Origin of the sequence: Leucobacter weissii, assembly GCF_017565745.1 — a bacterium.
GTDB classification, from domain to species: domain Bacteria; phylum Actinomycetota; class Actinomycetes; order Actinomycetales; family Microbacteriaceae; genus Leucobacter; species Leucobacter weissii.
Genome location: NZ_JAGDYM010000007.1, coordinates 207,098 through 223,592, shown reverse-complemented (window position 1 = coordinate 223,592; position 16,495 = coordinate 207,098). Strand labels below are relative to the sequence as shown.

Sequence of the window (16,495 nt, the reverse complement as noted above, 5' to 3'; positions counted from 1 at the left end):
GTGACCACGCACTTCTACACCGCTTCGAGCCTCGACGGCTTCATCGCCACGCACGACCACTCGCTCGACTGGCTGTTCGCGCAGGAGTTCGACTCCGACGGTCCGATGGCCTATCCGGCCTTCGTCGAGCGCATCGGAGCGCTCGTCATGGGCGCGTCGAGCTACGAATGGCTGCTGCGCAACCAGGAGGGCTGGGTCTACGATCAGCCGGCCTGGGTGTTCACCCACCGCGAGCTGCCGGTGCCGGACGAAGCGGACGTCCGCTTCGCGCGGGGCGACGTCCGCGGGGTCCACGCGGAGGCCGTCGCCGCGGCCGGCGGGAAGGACGTCTGGATCCTGGGCGGGGGCGACCTCGCCGGCCAGTTCGCCGATGCCGGCCTGCTCGACGAGCTGTGGGTCCAGTTCGCGCCGGCGACCCTCGGCTCCGGCCGGCCGCTGCTGCCCCGCCCCCTCGCCCTCGAACTCGTCGACACGGCGCGCAACCGCGGCTTCGTCTGCGCGCGCTACCGGGTGCTGCGCCCCGGCGACTCCTGAATCCTCCGTCGCGAGTCGAGCAAGGAGCATCCGAGTCGTCGGCGCACCGCGCGCGACTTCGGCGCGGCGTACTCCCCCGGAACGGAGCAGCGAGCTTCACGAGCCGGTTCTCACCAAGTCGTTTTGCTTGCTAGCGTTGCCTCTCGGCCGCCAGGATCCGCGCCCGGATCAGGGTGCGAGACCGCCGTTCGAACCACAGGAGCCGCCGTGCCCGACTACGACATCGCCAAGCCGCACGAGTACGACCACAGCCACTCGTCCTCGGCCGGATCCGGCTGGCTGCGCGCCTCGGTGTTCGGCGCGATGGACGGGCTCGTCTCGAACATCGGACTGATCTCGGGCATCGCGGCCGCGGGCGCGAGCAGCGCCATCGTCGCGATCACGGGCATCTCGGGCCTGATCTCCGGTGCGATCTCGATGGCGCTCGGCGAGTACACCTCGGTGCGGACCCAGAACGAGCAGCTCGCCGTCGAGGTGCAGACCGAGCGCGCGGCGCTCGACCGCAACCCCGAGGGCGAGGAGGCGGAGCTCTCGGTGATGTTCACCCACCTCGGCATGGACGAGCGGACCGCGCGCACGGCCGCGTCCCAGGTGCACGCCAACACCGAGCAGGCGCTCCGGGTGCATCTCGCGCACGAACTGGGACTCAGCCCCGATGAGCGCCCCTCCCCGATGGTCGCGGCCGGCGCCTCGCTGCTCGCCTTCAGCGCCGGGGCCGTGATCCCGGTGCTGCCCTTCCTCCTCGGCTTCGGGACCCTCTTCTGGGGTCTGCTGTTCGGCGGCGTCGGCCTGCTGCTGGCCGGTTTCATCGCGGCGCGCTTCACCGACCGGAACCCCTTCGCCGGCGCCGGCCGTCAGCTGCTGTTCGGCGGCATCGCCGTCGCGGTGACCTACGGCATCGGCAGGCTGCTGGGCGTCTCGGGCCTCGGCTGACGTAGTGTAGGAGCATGCCAGGCCCCGAATTCGTCGACAACGATTTCGTGAGCGCGGTGCTCGATCTCGTGAGACGCGTCCCTCCTGGCCGCGTCGTCACCTACGGCGACCTGGCCTGGGCCCTCGGAACGAACGCGCCCCGCGCGGTCGGCCGCGTCATGGCCTACTACGGCCACGCGGTGCCGTGGTGGCGGGTCGTCCCCGCGAGCGGCGGCCCACCGCGGGGTCACGAGCGGCTCGCGCTGCCGCACTATCTCGAGGAGGGCACCCCGCTGCGCGAACCCCGCGGCGGCGGGGATCTCGCGGACGGCTACCGGATCGCGCTCTCCTCCGCGCGCCTGGACTACGACCACGAGATCTACGCCGAGGCGGCGCCGTGAGCTCCGGCCGGCCGCCGGCGGGGCGATCGGCGTCCGCCGCGTCGGCTCCGGAACCGGCGCCGCTGAGGCTCGGCTTCGTCCGCGGCATCGCCCCGGGGAAGTGGGCGCGGCGCTGGCACGAGCGGACGTCGACTCCGCTCGAGCTGATTCCGTTCTCCTCCGGCGAAGCGCCCCCGGCGGCGGATGTGCTGCTCGAGCGCGCCGCGCCGGGCGCACGGCCCGCGGGAGCGGAGCCGCCGACGCAGGATCGCCACGCGGTGCGCCTCTACACCGAAGAAATCGCGCTCGTCGTCGCGGCCGAGCACGAAGTCGCCGAGCAGGCGACGATCGACCGGGCGACGATCGAGCTGATCGAGCTGATCGGCCATCCGGATCATGCGGCGGCGTGGCCGCCTCCCGGGCCCCGACCGGACCCCGCATGGGCTCCTGCGGATGCGGGCGAGGCCCTGGAGTTCGCAGCGACGGGCACCGGAGGCGTGCTGCTCCCCCTGCCCCTGGCCCGTCATCTGGCGGAGAAGGGCCGCCACGCGGTGCTGCGCGTCGAGGCCGATCCCCCGCTCGCGGGCACCTCCGTCTGGGCGACCTGGGACGTCGAGCGGGACGCGGACGATGTGCAGCGGCTCGTGGCGATCATGCGCGGACGCACCGCGCGCAGTTCGCGCGCCTCCGACGCGGAGGCGGAGCCGGAGACTCCGAGGAGGACGCCGGCGGCCCGCACCCCGGACGGCCGCGGAGCCCGGCGCCTCCCGCGCGCGCGGAGCCGACCGCGCCGGAGGCGGTAGGGCGCCGGAGCCGGAGCGATCCGGCGGCGCGGATCACCGGCCGCTCAGATCACCGGCCGCGCCGGAGGCGGCGTCGTGCTGCTCCTGCGCACCGCGACCTCCCCGTCCACGACGACCAGGGCGACGGCGGGGAGATTCCCCCGGCGCATCGACTCCGCGGCGTCCTCCGACTCCGAGCCGAGCGCCGGCGCGAGCACCACGAGGTCGGCGGCCGCCCCCGCCGCGATCCGCCCCAGCCCGCGCTCGGACCCGGCGCCCCCGGAGGCGCCGGGGGGCACCGGTGCGACGAGCCCGTAGCGCTCGGCGGTGACGCCGGTCGCGGCGCACAGCGCGTCGACCGGATCGAGGCCTCCGAGGCTCACCGCCTCGGTGACGGCGCGGAGCAGCCCGAGCGGCACGACGCCGGTGCCCGAGGGCGTATCGGTGCCGAACTGGAGCCGATGCAGCTCCCCCCGCTCGGCGAGGTTCCGGGCGATCGTCGCCGCCGCGCGGCTGTTGCCGGCGAACACGAGCTCGATGGCGGCGTCGGTCTCCTCGATCAGCTCCAGCACCTCCTCGACCGGGCGCGCCGTCGGGCCGCCGTTCGCGTGGCTGATGACCGTCGGGGCCACCGCACGGGCCAGGTCGCCGTCGACGACGCTCGAACCGGGTACCGACGCGCCGCCGAAGTGCAGCGGCGCGACCCAGCCCAGCGAGCGAGCGAAGGCGACGAGCGCCGCGATCCGGCCCGGATCCTTCTCCGAGCCGAGGCCGATCTCGCCGAGCCTGCGGACCCCCAGTCGATGCAGCGCCTCGATGTCCGACTCCTCGATCCCGCGGTCGAGCAGCAGCGCGCCCCCGAACACCCGCGAGCAGCCCGGCTGCCGGGACCGCGAGGTCAGGTGCGCGGCGGCGCAGATCGCGGCGGCTTCGACGCCGTCCTTCAGCCGCCCGGGCCAGTGGGTCTCCCCGGCCGACACGAGCGAGGTGACCCCGCCGTGCAGCGTGCGCGAGGTCCATCCGAGCGCGTTCTGGCGGGGTGTGAAGTCGCCGACGACGGGGTGCGCGTGCGCGTCGATCAGTCCGGGGGCCACCAGCCCCCCTCGGACGTCGATGACCGTGTCGGCGCGATCGACGTCGATCCGCGGGCCGAGATGACGGATCGCGCCGTCCTCGACGACCACGGCGTCGGCCTCGACGAGCGGCGCGGTCAGATCGCCGGAGACGATCCCCCCGCAGCCGATCAGGTGGATCCGGCCGCTCAATTGACGCCGTCCTCTCCGACCGCGTCGGCCTCGCGCAGCCCGCCCATGCGGGGGTGCGGGCGCGGTCCGTCCGTCACGGCGAGCAGCAGCAGGAGCTCGTCGGAGAGCGGAGCGTCGGCCACGCTGACCGTCACCGAGTCGAAGTAGTCCCGAATCTTCATCGCGGTCTTGTGGTGCACCGGGATGTCGACCGTGCAGCCGGTGCCGCCGCGCTTCTTGACGCTCGGCAGAATCGAGATCCCGCCGGCGATCTCACGCGTGGGCCCGCCGAAGCGCGGGTGCAGCAGCGCGGCGACGTGCTCGAGCTCTCCGCTCTCCCCCACCACTCCGGCCTTGCCGTAGGCCTTGACCTCGCCGGGGAGCAGGCCCACGGCCACGGTCATGGCCCACTCGCCGAAGACTCCCCCTGCTTCCTGCAGGAGCTCGAGTTCGTCGTCGACCACTCCGGCGAACGGGTTCCGGAGCACCGCGCCGACCACCGCGCGGTGCACGGGCCGCTCCACGGCGCGCCCTCCGTCCGCGACGACGCTCTCGAGATGGATGACGGTCTTCCGCACCGGCACCGTGCCTGCGGCGGTGACGATCTGGGTGAGTTCCTGATGCATGCGTGTTCCTCCGACCTGGTTCAGTTTCGTTCGAGGCGGCCGACGGTCTCGTCCAGCGGGAGGACGGTTCCGAAGTGGGTCGCGATGTCGTAGAGCGACGATTCGTGCTCGCGCGGGCCCGTGGCCTGGCACGCGTCTGCTACGACGAACACGTCATAGCCGTTGAAGAACGCGTCGTGCACGGTGCTGCGGACGCAGATGTTCAGGGCCACGCCGCAGACCAGCACCGACCGGATGCCGTGCTCGCGCAGATAGAGGTCGAGGTCGGTGCCGAAGAAGGCCGAGTAGCGGCGCTTCCTGACGATCTTCTCGTCGTCCGCGGGGTCGAAGGCGGGGTGGATCCGCGCACCCCCGTCCTCGCCGATCGCGTGCGGGATCCGGATGCGGAAGAGCCCGTCGGCCTCCTCGGTGTGGCCCGGCCGCACCCAGATCACCCGCCCGCCCGCCGCGCGGGCGGCCGCGATCAGGCGCAGCGCTGCGGCGATGACGGGCTCCGGATCGGCGACCGGCATCTCGCCCTCGGGGTCGAGATACGCCTGCACCATGTCGACGACCACGAGCGCGAAGGCGGAACGGTCGATCTCCGGCGGGGCCTTCTGCGCCATCTTGTCGGAGAAACCGTCGAGTTGTCGGGCGATCGTCATGATCATGCTCCCTTCACGTAGTATTTGCCGTTGGTCGCGCGAGCCATGACCGCCTGGACGACGACGGCCACCCCGAACCCGATATAGGCGGCGAAACTGCTGACCGGTCCGAGGCCGGGCGCGAACAGCAGCACCGAGCCGATCACCACGGCGGTCACCAGGGCGGTCGGCCCCACGGGGTTGATCGAACGCACGCGCTCGCGCTCGAAGACCAGTTCGCGCGGCACGATGCCGAGCAGTCTCCGGACGATCAGGAGATCCGACACCACGCATCCCACCCAGGCCAGCAGGAAGACGCCGTTGAAGGCGAGGAACGGCAGGATGTACTGCACGATGTCGATGGCCATCAGCGGGATCGCGGCGATGCAGATCACGGTCGTCCAGATCTTGCGGGCGTGCTCGGAGTGACGGACGCGGTTGCTCACGCTGGTGAGCGCGATGGATCCCAGATGGATGTTGGTGAGATTGATGCGGATCTGCGAGATCCACGCGAGCAGCACCGCGAGCAGGGGCCCCAGCAGGGCTGCGAACATGGAGGCCGGGTTGCTGTCCCCGGTGGCCGCGGCGAAGAACATGCCGAGCGGCATCGCGAAGAAGAACATCAGCGCGTAGGGCAGCACGAGGGAGATCCAGAAGGATCGCCGGAACTTGTCGGGGTGGATGTAGCGGTTGTAGTCGGCGGCCTCGATGGGGTTGAGGCCGATGGTGCCGGCGAGTCCCGCGAGCACGCCCGAGAGCGCGATGCCCGCCGCCATCCCGCCCGGGGCCTCGGCGGTGAAGATCTGGGTGGGGAACCCGCCGTTGAGTCCGAGTGCCCGCACGATCGCGACGGTGATGAGGATGACGTAGACGGGGATCGTCAGCCACATGAGCCAGGTCAGCTGGGTGGTCCCCTTCCAGAGCAGCGGGATGAAGATGAGCCCGGCGATGATGTACCAGACGATCGGGGGGAGCGGGATCAGATGCGCCGCGGCGTCGGCGAGGATCTGCCCCTCGATCGCGGTGTAGAAGATGAACGTCACCGCGTAGATCAACGAGGTGAGGATGGTGCCCGCGTAGCCGAAGCCGCAGGCGCGGGTGATGAGTTCGGCGGTGAGCCCCTCGCTCGATGCGGCGCGCGAGACGACCACCGCGAGAAGCACGAGGACCACGAAGCCGATGGCGAGTCCGAGCCAGGTGGCCCAGGCGCCGTAGGCGGTGAAGTAGGAGCCTCCCGTGGCCAGGAAGAAGAAGGCGGTCACGATCCCGAACAGGATCATGAAGATGGACGAGTGCCCGCGCCGTTCGGCGAGCGGGACGCGGACCGAAGCGAAGTCGTCTGCGCGGTCGCTGCGGTGAAGATCTGGATGGGCGTCGTTGGCCATGCGGACTCCTTTGGTCGGCGGGGGCGATGATGACCCCGTTGGACGAGAACTCTAGCCAGCCGGGGCCCGCCCGTGCGGGACCGGTGGCGAACATCCGGCGGGGGCGCACGGTCCCGTCCGCATACCGGACGGCGTCCGCCCTGCGCCGCACGCGGTTCGGGCATGCCGAACCGCGCGCCCTCCGACCGCGGCCGCGCCCACCGTCGCCGCCGGGTCGTCTGCGATACTCGGAGCATGGCCGACAGCGGAGACGCGAGAACGAGGATCCTCACCTCGTCGCTGAAATGCCTGCAGCTGCTGCGGCTGCTCGCCGGGCAGTCGACGCCGATGTCGCTCAGCGCCCTCGCCGAGCTGTCGGCCCAGCCGAAGGGCTCGGTCCACCAGCAGCTCCGCACGCTGGTCGAGGGCGGCTACGCCACGCAGAACGCCAACGGCGGCTATCAGGTGTCGCTCGAGACGATCACCCTCGGGTCTTCGGCCCTGCAGCAGGGCGGCATCGGGCCGCAGGTGGCCGTCCGCGTGGCGGGGCTCGCGGCGCGCTCCGGCGAGACCGCCAGCCTGTCCGTCCTGCGCGGCGACGATATCTTCATCCTCTATCGGACCACGATCGACAGCTCGCTCATGACCGATCTGGCCGCGGGTCGCACGATGCCCGCGCACTCCTCGGCGTCGGGAGGCGTGCTGCGCGCCTTCGCAGACGATCGGCGGACGCCTCCGGACGAGGATCTCGCCGGTATCCGACGCCAGGGATACGCGGTGGTCTCGGACGAGTTCCTCGTGGGCATGACCACGATCGCCGTGCCCGTCAGGCTGCCGGGTCTCGAGCTCGCCGCGCTGTCGCTGGCGGCGCCCACCTTCCGCTTCGATCAGGAGAAGCTGCTCGCTCTGCTGACCCGGTCCCGGATGTTCTGAGCGCCCTACTTCCCGCCGCCCCGCAGCCTGGTGAACCAGGCCATGACCTCGGATCTGAACAGCTTCCGCACGGCGCCGTCGTCGAGCGCGCCGTCGACTCCCTTGAGCCGGCCCTGGGTGAGCTGGCTGCACACCGTGGCCCAGGCGTAGCCGATGGCGAGCGTGAACGTGCTGGCGGTGGCGGCGCTGACGGCCCCTCCGACCACGATGCCGGCGCCGGGGATCAGCTTGAGCAGCCCCACCACGGTGCCGCGGCCGGCCGTCGTGGCCACCGTCGCCGCCGCGATCGCGGCCACCGAGGCGAGTTCCGGCCGGATCCCGTAGATCGCCGAGACCGAGCCCATGAGCCCGAGCTGGATCGGGACGAGCAGGGCCGCGTCGGCGACGGGGATCGGGATCGCGCCCACCGCGGCGGCGGCCGTCCCGGCGGTCGTGATGGCGGCCTGCGCCTCCTTCCACTTCCGATCCAGGTCGATCTTCTGCGCGGCCGCGAGCGCGCTGCTCACCCCCTCCGGAGCAGCGCGAAAGGTGGCATCGAGGAGATCCTTCACGCCGTGCTGGATCTGGCCGGTGAAGTCGTCGCCCTGCGCCATCACCAGGATGGGCCGCCCGCCCTCGATGGGCAGCCCGAGCCCGGCGATGTGCTCGAACATGGCGAGGGCGTCGGCGTGGTACCGGGCGTTCCGCGACGGCACCTGCGTCAGCACGACGATGACCGGCAGGCCGAGCTCGTGCAGGCGGCGGACGAACTCCGCCTCGGTGTCCTCGAAGCGCCGGTCGGTGGCGCGCACGCAGTACCAGGCCGCGTGGATCTGCTCAGAGAGCGGCTGCCGTCGCATCCGTTCCACGTACCGGCCGAGCTCTCCGATGAGGGTCTCGGTGTCGACGCCGATCTCGAGACCCCGAGTGTCGAGGAGGCCGAAGAACCCCGAGCGGTGCAGATAGAGGTGCTCGTCCATCGTGACGGGCTCGCCGATGCCGGTCGCGGCGACCTCGTCGCCGAAGACGGCGTTGATCAGCGTCGACTTGCCGACGCCGGTCTTGCCGAACACGGCCAGGTTGAAGCGCCCGATCTTCTCGGCCTGCTCGCGGTACTTCGCGTGGAACTGGTCCTCGTACGAGCCGTCTCTCGCGTCCATCGGCCACCTCCAGAACGGGCCATGGATCCGGGCCGCGCCTCGATCGCTGAATGATCCTGCCAGCAGCCTAACAGCCCCCCGGGAGCGGGCGTCGAGGCCGTCGGGTATCCAGGAGCGAAGGCGTCGCGAAGAGATTTGTGACGTTTCCCCGGCGCGGACCGTCTCATAGGCAGAGCGGTCTTCTCCGCTCGTTCGGACGGCGCGACCGGAGAGCTCGCGCCGATGACACTGGAGGTGGCTCAGATGGCTACGACTGACACGGACACGACGGCTGCGCCCGAGACGACGGCGCCGAAACCGGCCAAGCCGCTCGCGGCGACATCGCGGGTCGATCGCGCTCCCGCGGCGCCGCGGCCCGCCGCGGAGGCCGACTCGGCCGGTCGCACGACGATCGCGGAGGGCGTCGTCGCGAAGATCGCGGGGATCGCCGCTCGCGAGGTCCCCGGCGTGCACGCCCTCGGCGGGGGCGGAGCACGGGCGCTCGGCGCGATCCGCGACGCGGTCAACGCGAAGGATCTGGCGCAGGGCGTGAAGGTCGAGGTCGGAGAGACCCAGGCGGCGGCGGACATCACCATCGTCGTGGACTACCCGACGCCGATCCAGGACGTCGCTGATCAGGTGCGCACGGCGGTCGCCGACGCGATCACGCGGTTGGTCGGTCTCCAGGTGGTGGAGGTCAACGTGGACGTCGACGACGTGCGCCTCCCCAGCGAGGACGCCGACGACGACGCCGAGCCCCGCGTATCATGAGCTCCACCGTCGTCGGCGCGCTCGTCGGCGCGACCCTGGCGTTCGCAGCGCTGATCTTCGGGTTCTGGGGCTTCCTCCTCGTGGCGCTGCTCATGGGGATCGGCGCGCTCACGGGCCGCGTCGTCTCCGGACGTCTCGATCTGCGCGCCCTCGCGGGCGCGTTCACCGGCCGGCGCACGTCGTCATGAGCGCGGCGACCGTCGGTTCCCCGGCGCTCGCGGACCCCGCGAGCCCGCCGGAGGCGCGCGGCTGCATCCGGGTGCACGAGCGGGTGATCGAGAAGGTCGTCCGGGAGGCCTCGGCATCGGCCGTCGGGATCCCGCGACGCGACGCCGAGGTGCAGGTCGCGGAGTGGAGCGGCGGCCTGGCCGTGCGGATCGCCGCGAGGCTCCCGATCCCGGACCTGGGCGATACCGAGGCGATCCGCACGGAGACGCCGATCCTCGAGCGGATACGCGGGGTGCAGGGCGCCCTCGCCGAGGATCTCGCCCGGCTGACGGGCCGCCGGATCAGCCGGGTCTCCGTGACCGTGACGGGAGCGGTCGCTCCCGAGCGAAAGAGGGTGAGATAGATGACGGATGCGGTGCTGAAACGGGTGGTGCGCCGAGAGACCCACTCTCCGCGCACGGTCGCGACCGTGATCGTGCTGATCGTGGCCGCCGCCGCCGCGGTCCTCGCGGGCATCGAGATCGTGCGACGTCTGCTGGGCGCGGCGCCCCTGCTGTGGTCGCCCGGGTCGGCACTCGGATGGCTCGCAGAGCTGCCCGAGCTGCAGCCGGCGCCCGCCGCCGCCGCCGGGGCGCTCCTCGCCGCCGCGGGGATCGGCCTGCTCTGGTTCGCGGTGGCCCCCGGCCGGCTGGCCAGGCATCGGATGGAGGTCTCCTCGCACGCGGTCGTCGTCGACAACGGCGTGATCGCCTCGGCGGTCGCGGAGCAGGTGCGGCGGGAGTTCGATCTCTCCCCCGGCGGCGTGGTCGTGGGGATCGGCCACCGGGCCGCCGACGTCACCGTGCGCCCGGAGCCCGGTCAGATCCTCGACCCCTCCGGGGTGCGCGCCGCCGCCGAGGCGTCGCTCGCGGCCCACGATCTCTCCCCGCGGCTCGCGGTGCGGGCGCGGGTGAGGCCCCGCCCCGAGACGGGAGCGGCGCCGTGAACGCGACGAACCGAGGGGTGAACCGCACCGTCCTCCTCGTCGCCGGCCTCGTGCTCGTGGTCGTCGGCGGATCCGCGGTCGTGGCGAGCCTCTGGCCGCCCGCCGGCGAGATCTGGGAATCCGGGCTCTCGTCGGCCGCGACGTGGATGCTCGACGCCGATCGGGCCACGAGGATCTCCGAGTCGACCGCGGCGAGCTGGTTCGCCGTGGCGCTGCTCGCGCTGCTGCTCCTGATCGTGCTGATCGCCGTGGTCGTGATCGCGAGGCTCGGCGGCGGCCGGAGCGGGGTGGTGATCCGCGCGGAGTCCGGCGAAGGCGCCCAGGGGCCGGTGACCATCCGGCAGGGATTCGTCGCCGATGCGATCACCCACGCGCTCGCGGAGCACGACGAGGTCCTCTCCTCGCGGGTGAGCGCGCACCGGGTGCGGGGCGCGGACGTGCTGCACGTGCGCGTGACGCCGCGGCAGAACGCCTCGCCGTCGGATCTCGCGGAGACGGTGGCCCGCTTGCTCGACAACCTCGCCGTGCTCACCGGCCGCGAGATACCGAGCTGCGTGTCGATCCGGTCCGGTGTGCGCTCTCGCCTGGCCGCGGATCAGGCGCGAGTGCGCTAGCGGACCTCCCCGGAGGACCGGGACACCAGTATGAGGACGAAGAAGAACGGAAGAGGAGTGATGACATGCGGAAGAACCTGTTGATCCTCGGGGTGATCGCCGTCGCCGCCTACCTGGTCGGCGTCGAATCGGCGAAGTCCCGCGGCAGGAACTACGAGGACCTGCGGCACCAGCTCGAACGCCTCTGGACGAGCCCGGACGCGAAGAGATCGCGGCGACGGCTGGCGAAGCGCGCGCGCAAGTCGATCGAGCAGACGCGCAAGGCCCTGCTCGGCAAATGACTCGGACGGAGCACCCCTCCGCCGTGGAGCGGATTCCCGAAACCCGGGGCCCGCAGAGATGAGAAGAGAAGAAAGGAACGCGCATCATGAGTGCAGGAGACAAGATCAAGGCCGCCGCGGACAAGGTCGCCGGTCAGGCGAAGGAGACCGTCGGCAAGCTGACCGACGACGACAAGCTCGTCGCCGAGGGCAAGGCGGACCAGGCCAAGGGCCAGGCCAAGGAGACGGTGGAGGACGTCAAGGACGTCTTCAAGAAGTGATCCGGTCGGCGGAGCGGGCTGCCGAGGCCCGCTCCGCCGCAGCCGGCGAGCGCCTCGCGGTGTCGCTCATCTACGGATGGACCGCCGGGAGACGCGGCCGGATCTGCAGGGATGGCACAAGAGCGGGACGCCGACCGAGCGAGGTCGGAGAGGATGAAGGCATCGGAGGCACCGGAGCCTTCCGGGGACTCCCGCCGGGAAGGACTCCTCTCACGGGGAGGGATGAGGCATGGACGCTGATCGCCCGAGCGGCTCGCTCGCGGACGCCGACGACCGGATCCTGGCCGGCCGCGCCGCGGACGGAGACACGCATGCGTTCGGGGTGCTCGTGCGCCGCTACGCGCCGATGATGCGCGCGTACGCCCGCCGGATCCTTCCCGGAACGGCCGAGGTCGACGATGTGGTGCAGGACGCCTGCATCGCCGCGTGGGACCGGCTGCCGAAGCTGGAGGACCTGGACCGCGTGAAGGCCTGGCTGATGCGGATCACCGGCCGCAAGGCCATCGACCGGATCCGGGCATCCCGGGCGCACGCCGACATCGCGGAGGTCGACCCTCCGGCGCCGGAGCACGTCGCCCCGCCCGAGCGCGTCGAGGCCCGGGCCGGCGTCGCAGCGCTGGGCGCCGCTCTGCAGGAGCTCCCCGACACCCAGCGGGAGTGCTGGGTGCTGCGGGAGATCGGCGGCTACCGCTACGAGGAGATCTCCGAGGAGCTCGACCTCCCCCTGCCGACGGTGCGGGGACAGCTCGCCCGAGCCCGGAAGTACCTCATCGTTCGAATGGAGCAGTGGCGATGACTCACGCACACGACGCCCGCGGGCCCGGATCCTGGGGGGTGGAGCCGGACGACCTCGACGGGCACACACTGGAGGAGCTCGCCGAGTATCTCGACGGCGGCCGCACCCCCGCGAACCCGTCCATCGACGCGTCGCCCGGATGCCGACTCGCGCTGGACGCGCTCGCACGCCTTCGAGCGCTGTCCCCGGAGCTGCTCGCGGCAGACACGGCCGACGAGCCCGTGCCCGACGAGCACTGGGTGCAGGGCATCCTCGCGGGCATCCGGCTCGACGCGCGAGCCGGGCGCCGCATCCCGATCCCCGCCGCGGAGGCAACCGCCGACCTGGGGGTCACCGAGGGCGCGGTGCGCGGGCTGATCCGGGCCGCCGAGGAGACGGTGCCGGGAGCGCTCGTGGGACGGTGCAGACTCTCCGGAGAGGTCGCCGAGGCGGGCGCTCCGATCCGGGTGCAGCTGGAGGTCAGTGTGCCCTACGGCGACCCGATCCCCGGGCTCGTCGAGCGCCTGCGAGCGGAGATAGCCGCACGGCTGGCGCTGCACACCCCCCTGAACGTCGCCGGGATCGACATCGCCGTTCAGGACGTCCGACGGCTGCAGGACTCGTTGGGAGGCGCACGATGAGCACCGCATCGGAGCGGGATCTCGCCGCAGGCGTCGAGGCCGCGGTCCGCGCGGTCCCGGGCGTCTCGACGGTCTTCCAGACCGGTGGCAGCGCGTCGAAGGCCGTCGAGGCCGGGGGGCGCCTGCTCGGGATCCGCGATCGGGACGCACCGCTCGTGCGCGTCGAGGACACCGCCGATGGAACTCGGGTGGAGGTCGCGATCGGCGTGCGCGCATCGGCGGCCGCCACCGCCCACCGGGTGCGGGCCGCGATCGAGGGCGTGCTGTCGCGGGAGCGGCGCCCCGCTGCGGGGGTGCGCATCACGGTCGTCCACATCGATGAGCATCCGCCGGCGGCAGCCGTTCAGCGGAGCGCCCGGAGATAGCGGCGGCGCGCGATCGCCTGGGCGATCCGGAGCAGCGGGTGGAGCGCCCGCCACGGCTGCGTCGGCGCGGCAGCGGTCAGCGATCGGATCGTGAGGACGACCGCGTCGCCGTCCCGATGCGCGATGAACGCCTCCTCGCCGCTGACCGGGTGCCCCGGCAGCGTGCGATAGGAGAAGCCCACCCGGGAGGCGGTCTCGACGACGGTCTCGACCCGCACCGGCTCACGGATCACGCGCCCGGCGAAGCGGACCGTGATCATGGGTTCGGCTCCGGGCGAGGCCGGCCGGGCGCCGTCGACCGCGAACCCGCTCCGGGTCTTCACCTTCCAGTCGAGCACCTCCTGCGACACGCGTTCCCAGCTCGCGTCTCCGTGCCCGACCACGGTCGACGCCTCGAATCGGCGGAACGGGCGGGTCTGCCCGGGCCTCCACACGGGCGACTCCGGCGCGGTTCCCGGCGCCCCGCCCAGGGAGGCGAGGAGGTGGCGGTTCCGGATTCGGATCAGCCGGCGCAGGTAGGGGACGAGGGCCGCACGCTCCGCCAGGCGGCCGAGGATCGGCGACGCGACGGTCACGGTGTCGACCATGACGGTCTCGTCCCCGTCCCGGGTGAAGACGTGCTCGTGGCGGAACGAACGGAAGGGTCCGCGAAGCTGCTCGTCGACGAACCGGGCGGGTCGTTCGAGCTCGGAGATCCACGACGTCATCGTGAACCGGATCCCGAAGTGCCTGGCGCGCCAGGTGACGGATTCGCCGCGCCCGATGGTGCCGCTGGTGACTCCGCCGATGGCGCGCTCGCCCGAGCCCGACATCGACGCGAGGTGCGCGTCGATGCTCAGGCTCTCATCGAACAGGGCCGCGACCGGCACCGCCGTGCGAGTCTCGATGGAGAAGGAGCTGGCCACGCACCGATTCTGTCACGTCGTGCGCTGCAGGGTCGGGACTCGGGGTCCACGAGCGAAGCGAGTGCTCCTGATGCTATGCATCATTCGACAGACGTCAATCGCCTCGGTCAAGCAAGCGAGCTTGCTTTCCACTCGGCTCAATCGTCTGTGGGCCCCGTGGGCACGGAACCCTCAGGAGGGAAAGCAGCGCTTTCTCTCGTGTTCCGTGTCGAGCCCCGGAACGGGGTCCACGAGCGCAGCGAGTGGGCCCCGTGGGGCTCGAACCCACGACCCGCGGATTAAAAGTCCGATGCTCTACCGACTGAGCTAGAGGCCCCTCCGAGATAATCTATCGTGTCGGGATCGGTGCCCGCTGCACGCGGGCGGGCGGGCACCGCGTAGACTCGCTGGGCCGGGAATCACGGCGCGGGGCAGACGAGCCGTCGAGCACGAGGAGAGGAGCGCGCTATGGCACGCGACTATCAGCGCCCGCTCCTGCAGCCCACCGACGACTTCGACTGGATCATCGGCTCCGACGAGCCCGGAGCCGCCCACCGGATCGCCCAGGAGACCTCGTGGGCGCTGCTCGACCGTGTGCGCAGCGTGGCCGACCCGGAGGTGGTCGAGCGCGTCGTCGCGCTCGCGACGGATCAGGGCATCGACGATATCGCGGAGCTCTGGGCGGACGCGAGCGCCCACTCGCTCGCCGGCCAATTGTGGCGCATCTACCTGCTCCGCCTCATCTCTGCACGGGATCCGGAGGGATCCGCCGAGCTGTTCCGCATCGGCCTCGGAGCATCCGTCACCATCGACCCGGTCGTCGCCGGCGTCGAGGAGCCGATCGATCCCGACTCGATCGGCGCGCTGTGCGACACGATCCTCCGCGGCGTCTTCAGCGGCGATCTCGCCACCGCCCTGGACCGGGCATCGAGCTACTGCAGGATCATGTCGCTCGGCGCGGCCTCGCTCGCCGACGACCGGGACGCCCTCGACGACGCGCACGCCGGGCTCCTCACGAAGCGTTCACTGCGCTACGCCGCGTTCGCGGATGAGCTCCGCGCCGGCTCGCGCCGCTGGCGCGACGGCACCCTGGACTGAGCGCTGCGGGGCCGGGGACGGCGGGGATCGGCGTCGGCCGACGATTCGATACGCGTTCGTGAGTTTCGGTCGCTTCGAGCGGGCGTTACACTGGAGGTGCCGGGCCGCAGTAACCCCGGGCTCCAATTTTCGCCGCCGCGAGCGGCCTTCCGCCGAGAGGCGTTCTGCGGCTCGGTTCTCTGTTCGAGAAGCGCTGCGCGCGATTCAAGGAGCCGGTATGACGTTCAACGACGACGCGCGCATCGATACCGGCAAGGTCACGCGGCGACGCGGCGGGAAGGCCGCTGCGATCGGCGGCGGCGGTCTGATCGGGGTGCTCGTGCTCGTGGTCGCCTCGCAGCTGTTCGGCGTTGATCTGACGCCCCTCGCGAGCACGCTGACGGGCGGCGCCACCGCTCAGGAGGAGACGGTGGAGCTCGAGGACTGCACGACGGGCGCCTCCGCGAACGCCGATGACGAGTGCCGGATGGTCGCGGCGACGGATTCCCTCGACACCTTCTGGCAGGATCAGTTCAGCAGCGGATACCGCAAGCCCGAGGTGATCCTCTACAGCACCGCGACCGAGTCGGCCTGCGGGAGCGCCTCCGCGGCCGTCGGTCCGTTCTACTGCCCGGCCGACGAGTCGATCTACCTCGACACCGCCTTCTTCACGACGCTCCGCACGGACTTCGGAGCGACCGCGGGCCCGCTCTCCCAGATGTACGTGCTCGCCCACGAGTGGGGGCATCACATCTCCAATCTCACGGGGCAGCTCTCTCAGGTCGGACGCGAGACGGGTGCCTCGTCGGGGTCCGTGCGGCTCGAGCTGCAGGCCGACTGCTATGCCGGCGCCTGGGTGCGCGACGCCTCGAACGTCACCGACGATCGCGGTACGGCCTTCATGAAGCCGGTGACCGAGGAGGAGATCGCCGACGCCATGAACGCGGCCTCGGTGATCGGGGACGACTACATCCAGCGCCGTTCGGGCCGGGACGTGAACCCCGACAGCTTCTCCCACGGCAGTTCGGAGCAGCGCCGGCGCTGGTTCCAGACGGGGTACCGCAGCGGTGCCACCGCCTGCGACACCTTCTCGATCCCCGCGGGCGAGCTGTGACGATAGTGTGAGAGCCGTCGGCGCCGCCCCGGCGGCGCCGACGG

23 protein-coding genes and 1 tRNA gene are annotated in these 16,495 nt (G+C 71.7%); 17 read left to right on the top strand and 7 right to left on the bottom strand.

Annotated features, from left to right (window positions below):
- The 4 genes from J4H92_RS07235 to J4H92_RS07220 all read left to right on the top strand — a co-directional run bounded on the left by J4H92_RS07235 (position 1) and on the right by J4H92_RS07220 (position 2,629).
- Positions 1-534 (top strand): dihydrofolate reductase family protein, encoded by a 534-nt coding sequence (locus J4H92_RS07235; protein ID WP_208097501.1) that lies wholly within the window; start codon positions 1-3, stop codon positions 532-534.
- Between the two features lie 207 nt (positions 535-741).
- Positions 742-1,467: a VIT1/CCC1 transporter family protein gene (locus J4H92_RS07230; protein ID WP_208097500.1), complete on the top strand. Its 726-nt coding sequence runs from the start codon at positions 742-744 to the stop codon at positions 1,465-1,467.
- A 14-nt stretch (positions 1,468-1,481) separates the two neighbouring features.
- Positions 1,482-1,847: an MGMT family protein gene (locus tag J4H92_RS07225; RefSeq protein ID WP_208097499.1), complete on the top strand. Its 366-nt coding sequence runs from the start codon at positions 1,482-1,484 to the stop codon at positions 1,845-1,847.
- Positions 1,844-2,629, top strand: coding sequence for a LysR substrate-binding domain-containing protein (locus tag J4H92_RS07220; protein WP_208097498.1), 786 nt, complete (start codon positions 1,844-1,846; stop codon positions 2,627-2,629). The genes J4H92_RS07225 and J4H92_RS07220 overlap by 4 nt, the downstream gene beginning before the upstream one ends.
- A 44-nt stretch (positions 2,630-2,673) precedes the next feature.
- Here J4H92_RS07220 and J4H92_RS07215 read toward each other — a convergent pair whose 3' ends face one another.
- Genes J4H92_RS07215 through J4H92_RS07200 form a run of 4 tightly spaced genes read right to left on the bottom strand, consistent with a single transcriptional unit; the run spans position 2,674 to position 6,486 of the window.
- Positions 2,674-3,873, bottom strand: a complete 1,200-nt coding sequence (locus J4H92_RS07215; protein WP_208097497.1) for a hypothetical protein — start codon at positions 3,871-3,873, stop codon at positions 2,674-2,676.
- Positions 3,870-4,478, bottom strand: a complete 609-nt coding sequence (locus J4H92_RS07210) for an amino acid synthesis family protein (protein WP_208097496.1) — start codon at positions 4,476-4,478, stop codon at positions 3,870-3,872. Before J4H92_RS07210 ends, J4H92_RS07215 begins: the two co-directional genes overlap by 4 nt.
- 20 nt (positions 4,479-4,498) lie before the next feature.
- A complete protein-coding gene (locus J4H92_RS07205) occupies positions 4,499-5,122 on the bottom strand; it encodes a cysteine hydrolase family protein (RefSeq protein WP_208097495.1) in 624 nt (207 codons plus the stop codon).
- A gap of 2 nt (positions 5,123-5,124) precedes the next feature.
- The gene (locus tag J4H92_RS07200; RefSeq protein ID WP_208097494.1) at positions 5,125-6,486 is read right to left on the bottom strand and encodes a purine-cytosine permease family protein; all 1,362 of its coding nucleotides are present in this window, start codon (positions 6,484-6,486) and stop codon (positions 5,125-5,127) included.
- Between the two features lie 234 nt (positions 6,487-6,720).
- On the opposite strand from J4H92_RS07200, the gene J4H92_RS07195 reads away from it, so the two are divergent.
- Positions 6,721-7,398, top strand: coding sequence for an IclR family transcriptional regulator (locus J4H92_RS07195; protein WP_208097493.1), 678 nt, complete (start codon positions 6,721-6,723; stop codon positions 7,396-7,398).
- Positions 7,399-7,403: 5 nt separating this feature from the next.
- Here J4H92_RS07195 and J4H92_RS07190 read toward each other — a convergent pair whose 3' ends face one another.
- Positions 7,404-8,537, bottom strand: coding sequence for a GTPase family protein (locus tag J4H92_RS07190; protein ID WP_208097492.1), 1,134 nt, complete (start codon positions 8,535-8,537; stop codon positions 7,404-7,406).
- Positions 8,538-8,780: 243 nt separating this feature from the next.
- Between J4H92_RS07190 and J4H92_RS07185 the strand changes: the two genes are divergently transcribed.
- The 10 genes from J4H92_RS07185 (at position 8,781) to J4H92_RS07140 (ending at position 13,376) form a co-directional block, all read left to right on the top strand.
- Positions 8,781-9,287, top strand: coding sequence for an Asp23/Gls24 family envelope stress response protein (locus tag J4H92_RS07185; protein WP_208097491.1), 507 nt, complete (start codon positions 8,781-8,783; stop codon positions 9,285-9,287).
- Positions 9,284-9,475: a DUF2273 domain-containing protein gene (locus J4H92_RS07180; protein ID WP_208097490.1), complete on the top strand. Its 192-nt coding sequence runs from the start codon at positions 9,284-9,286 to the stop codon at positions 9,473-9,475. The genes J4H92_RS07185 and J4H92_RS07180 overlap by 4 nt, the downstream gene beginning before the upstream one ends.
- Positions 9,472-9,858: an NTP pyrophosphohydrolase gene (locus J4H92_RS07175; protein ID WP_208097489.1), complete on the top strand. Its 387-nt coding sequence runs from the start codon at positions 9,472-9,474 to the stop codon at positions 9,856-9,858. The genes J4H92_RS07180 and J4H92_RS07175 overlap by 4 nt, the downstream gene beginning before the upstream one ends.
- Complete coding sequence (locus J4H92_RS07170; RefSeq protein ID WP_208097488.1) at positions 9,859-10,440, top strand: DNA/RNA endonuclease G; 582 nt, start codon at positions 9,859-9,861, stop codon at positions 10,438-10,440. It abuts the gene before it with no gap.
- Complete coding sequence (locus J4H92_RS07165) at positions 10,437-11,054, top strand: hypothetical protein (protein ID WP_208097487.1); 618 nt, start codon at positions 10,437-10,439, stop codon at positions 11,052-11,054. The genes J4H92_RS07170 and J4H92_RS07165 overlap by 4 nt, the downstream gene beginning before the upstream one ends.
- A gap of 65 nt (positions 11,055-11,119) precedes the next feature.
- The gene (locus tag J4H92_RS07160; protein ID WP_208097486.1) at positions 11,120-11,335 is read left to right on the top strand and encodes a hypothetical protein; all 216 of its coding nucleotides are present in this window, start codon (positions 11,120-11,122) and stop codon (positions 11,333-11,335) included.
- Between the two features lie 86 nt (positions 11,336-11,421).
- Entirely contained in the window at positions 11,422-11,595 is a 174-nt protein-coding gene (locus tag J4H92_RS07155) for a CsbD family protein (protein ID WP_208097485.1), read from the top strand.
- Positions 11,596-11,824: 229 nt separating this feature from the next.
- Positions 11,825-12,391 carry an RNA polymerase sigma factor gene (locus tag J4H92_RS07150; RefSeq protein ID WP_208097484.1) on the top strand — a complete coding sequence of 189 codons (567 nt, stop codon included), beginning with the start codon at positions 11,825-11,827 and terminating at the stop codon, positions 12,389-12,391.
- Entirely contained in the window at positions 12,388-13,011 is a 624-nt protein-coding gene (locus J4H92_RS07145; protein ID WP_208097483.1) for an Asp23/Gls24 family envelope stress response protein, read from the top strand. Before J4H92_RS07150 ends, J4H92_RS07145 begins: the two co-directional genes overlap by 4 nt.
- Positions 13,008-13,376 (top strand): hypothetical protein, encoded by a 369-nt coding sequence (locus J4H92_RS07140; RefSeq protein WP_208097482.1) that lies wholly within the window; start codon positions 13,008-13,010, stop codon positions 13,374-13,376. Before J4H92_RS07145 ends, J4H92_RS07140 begins: the two co-directional genes overlap by 4 nt.
- Here the strand turns inward: J4H92_RS07140 and J4H92_RS15720 are convergent.
- The gene (locus J4H92_RS15720) at positions 13,355-14,281 is read right to left on the bottom strand and encodes a DUF1990 family protein (protein ID WP_341783031.1); all 927 of its coding nucleotides are present in this window, start codon (positions 14,279-14,281) and stop codon (positions 13,355-13,357) included. The two genes, J4H92_RS07140 and J4H92_RS15720, sit on opposite strands and share 22 nt — an antisense overlap.
- A gap of 243 nt (positions 14,282-14,524) precedes the next feature.
- Positions 14,525-14,597, bottom strand: a tRNA-Lys gene (locus J4H92_RS07125).
- A gap of 131 nt (positions 14,598-14,728) precedes the next feature.
- Here J4H92_RS07125 and J4H92_RS07120 point away from each other — a divergent pair.
- Positions 14,729-15,358, top strand: coding sequence for a hypothetical protein (locus J4H92_RS07120; RefSeq protein WP_208097481.1), 630 nt, complete (start codon positions 14,729-14,731; stop codon positions 15,356-15,358).
- A 217-nt stretch (positions 15,359-15,575) separates the two neighbouring features.
- Positions 15,576-16,451, top strand: a complete 876-nt coding sequence (gene ypfJ / locus J4H92_RS07115) for a KPN_02809 family neutral zinc metallopeptidase (RefSeq protein ID WP_208097480.1) — start codon at positions 15,576-15,578, stop codon at positions 16,449-16,451.
- Positions 16,452-16,495 lie beyond the last annotated feature (44 nt).

Bases quoted from the DNA above. Each gene is read 5' to 3' on its own strand.
- J4H92_RS07195 (WP_208097493.1), top strand. From the start codon at position 6,721: ATGGCCGACAGCGGAGACGCGAGAACGAGGATCCTCACCTCGTCGCTG.
- J4H92_RS07190 (WP_208097492.1), bottom strand. From the start codon at position 8,537: ATGGACGCGAGAGACGGCTCGTACGAGGACCAGTTCCACGCGAAGTAC.
- J4H92_RS07120 (WP_208097481.1), top strand. From the start codon at position 14,729: ATGGCACGCGACTATCAGCGCCCGCTCCTGCAGCCCACCGACGACTTC.
- J4H92_RS07140 (WP_208097482.1), top strand. From the start codon at position 13,008: ATGAGCACCGCATCGGAGCGGGATCTCGCCGCAGGCGTCGAGGCCGCG.
- J4H92_RS07210 (WP_208097496.1), bottom strand. From the start codon at position 4,478: ATGCATCAGGAACTCACCCAGATCGTCACCGCCGCAGGCACGGTGCCG.
- J4H92_RS07225 (WP_208097499.1), top strand. From the start codon at position 1,482: ATGCCAGGCCCCGAATTCGTCGACAACGATTTCGTGAGCGCGGTGCTC.
- J4H92_RS07155 (WP_208097485.1), top strand. From the start codon at position 11,422: ATGAGTGCAGGAGACAAGATCAAGGCCGCCGCGGACAAGGTCGCCGGT.
- J4H92_RS07205 (WP_208097495.1), bottom strand. From the start codon at position 5,122: ATGACGATCGCCCGACAACTCGACGGTTTCTCCGACAAGATGGCGCAG.
- J4H92_RS07175 (WP_208097489.1), top strand. From the start codon at position 9,472: ATGAGCGCGGCGACCGTCGGTTCCCCGGCGCTCGCGGACCCCGCGAGC.
- ypfJ (WP_208097480.1), top strand. From the start codon at position 15,576: ATGACGTTCAACGACGACGCGCGCATCGATACCGGCAAGGTCACGCGG.
- J4H92_RS07170 (WP_208097488.1), top strand. From the start codon at position 9,859: ATGACGGATGCGGTGCTGAAACGGGTGGTGCGCCGAGAGACCCACTCT.
- J4H92_RS07150 (WP_208097484.1), top strand. From the start codon at position 11,825: ATGGACGCTGATCGCCCGAGCGGCTCGCTCGCGGACGCCGACGACCGG.
- J4H92_RS07160 (WP_208097486.1), top strand. From the start codon at position 11,120: ATGCGGAAGAACCTGTTGATCCTCGGGGTGATCGCCGTCGCCGCCTAC.
- J4H92_RS07185 (WP_208097491.1), top strand. From the start codon at position 8,781: ATGGCTACGACTGACACGGACACGACGGCTGCGCCCGAGACGACGGCG.
- J4H92_RS07145 (WP_208097483.1), top strand. From the start codon at position 12,388: ATGACTCACGCACACGACGCCCGCGGGCCCGGATCCTGGGGGGTGGAG.
- J4H92_RS07180 (WP_208097490.1), top strand. From the start codon at position 9,284: ATGAGCTCCACCGTCGTCGGCGCGCTCGTCGGCGCGACCCTGGCGTTC.
- J4H92_RS07200 (WP_208097494.1), bottom strand. From the start codon at position 6,486: ATGGCCAACGACGCCCATCCAGATCTTCACCGCAGCGACCGCGCAGAC.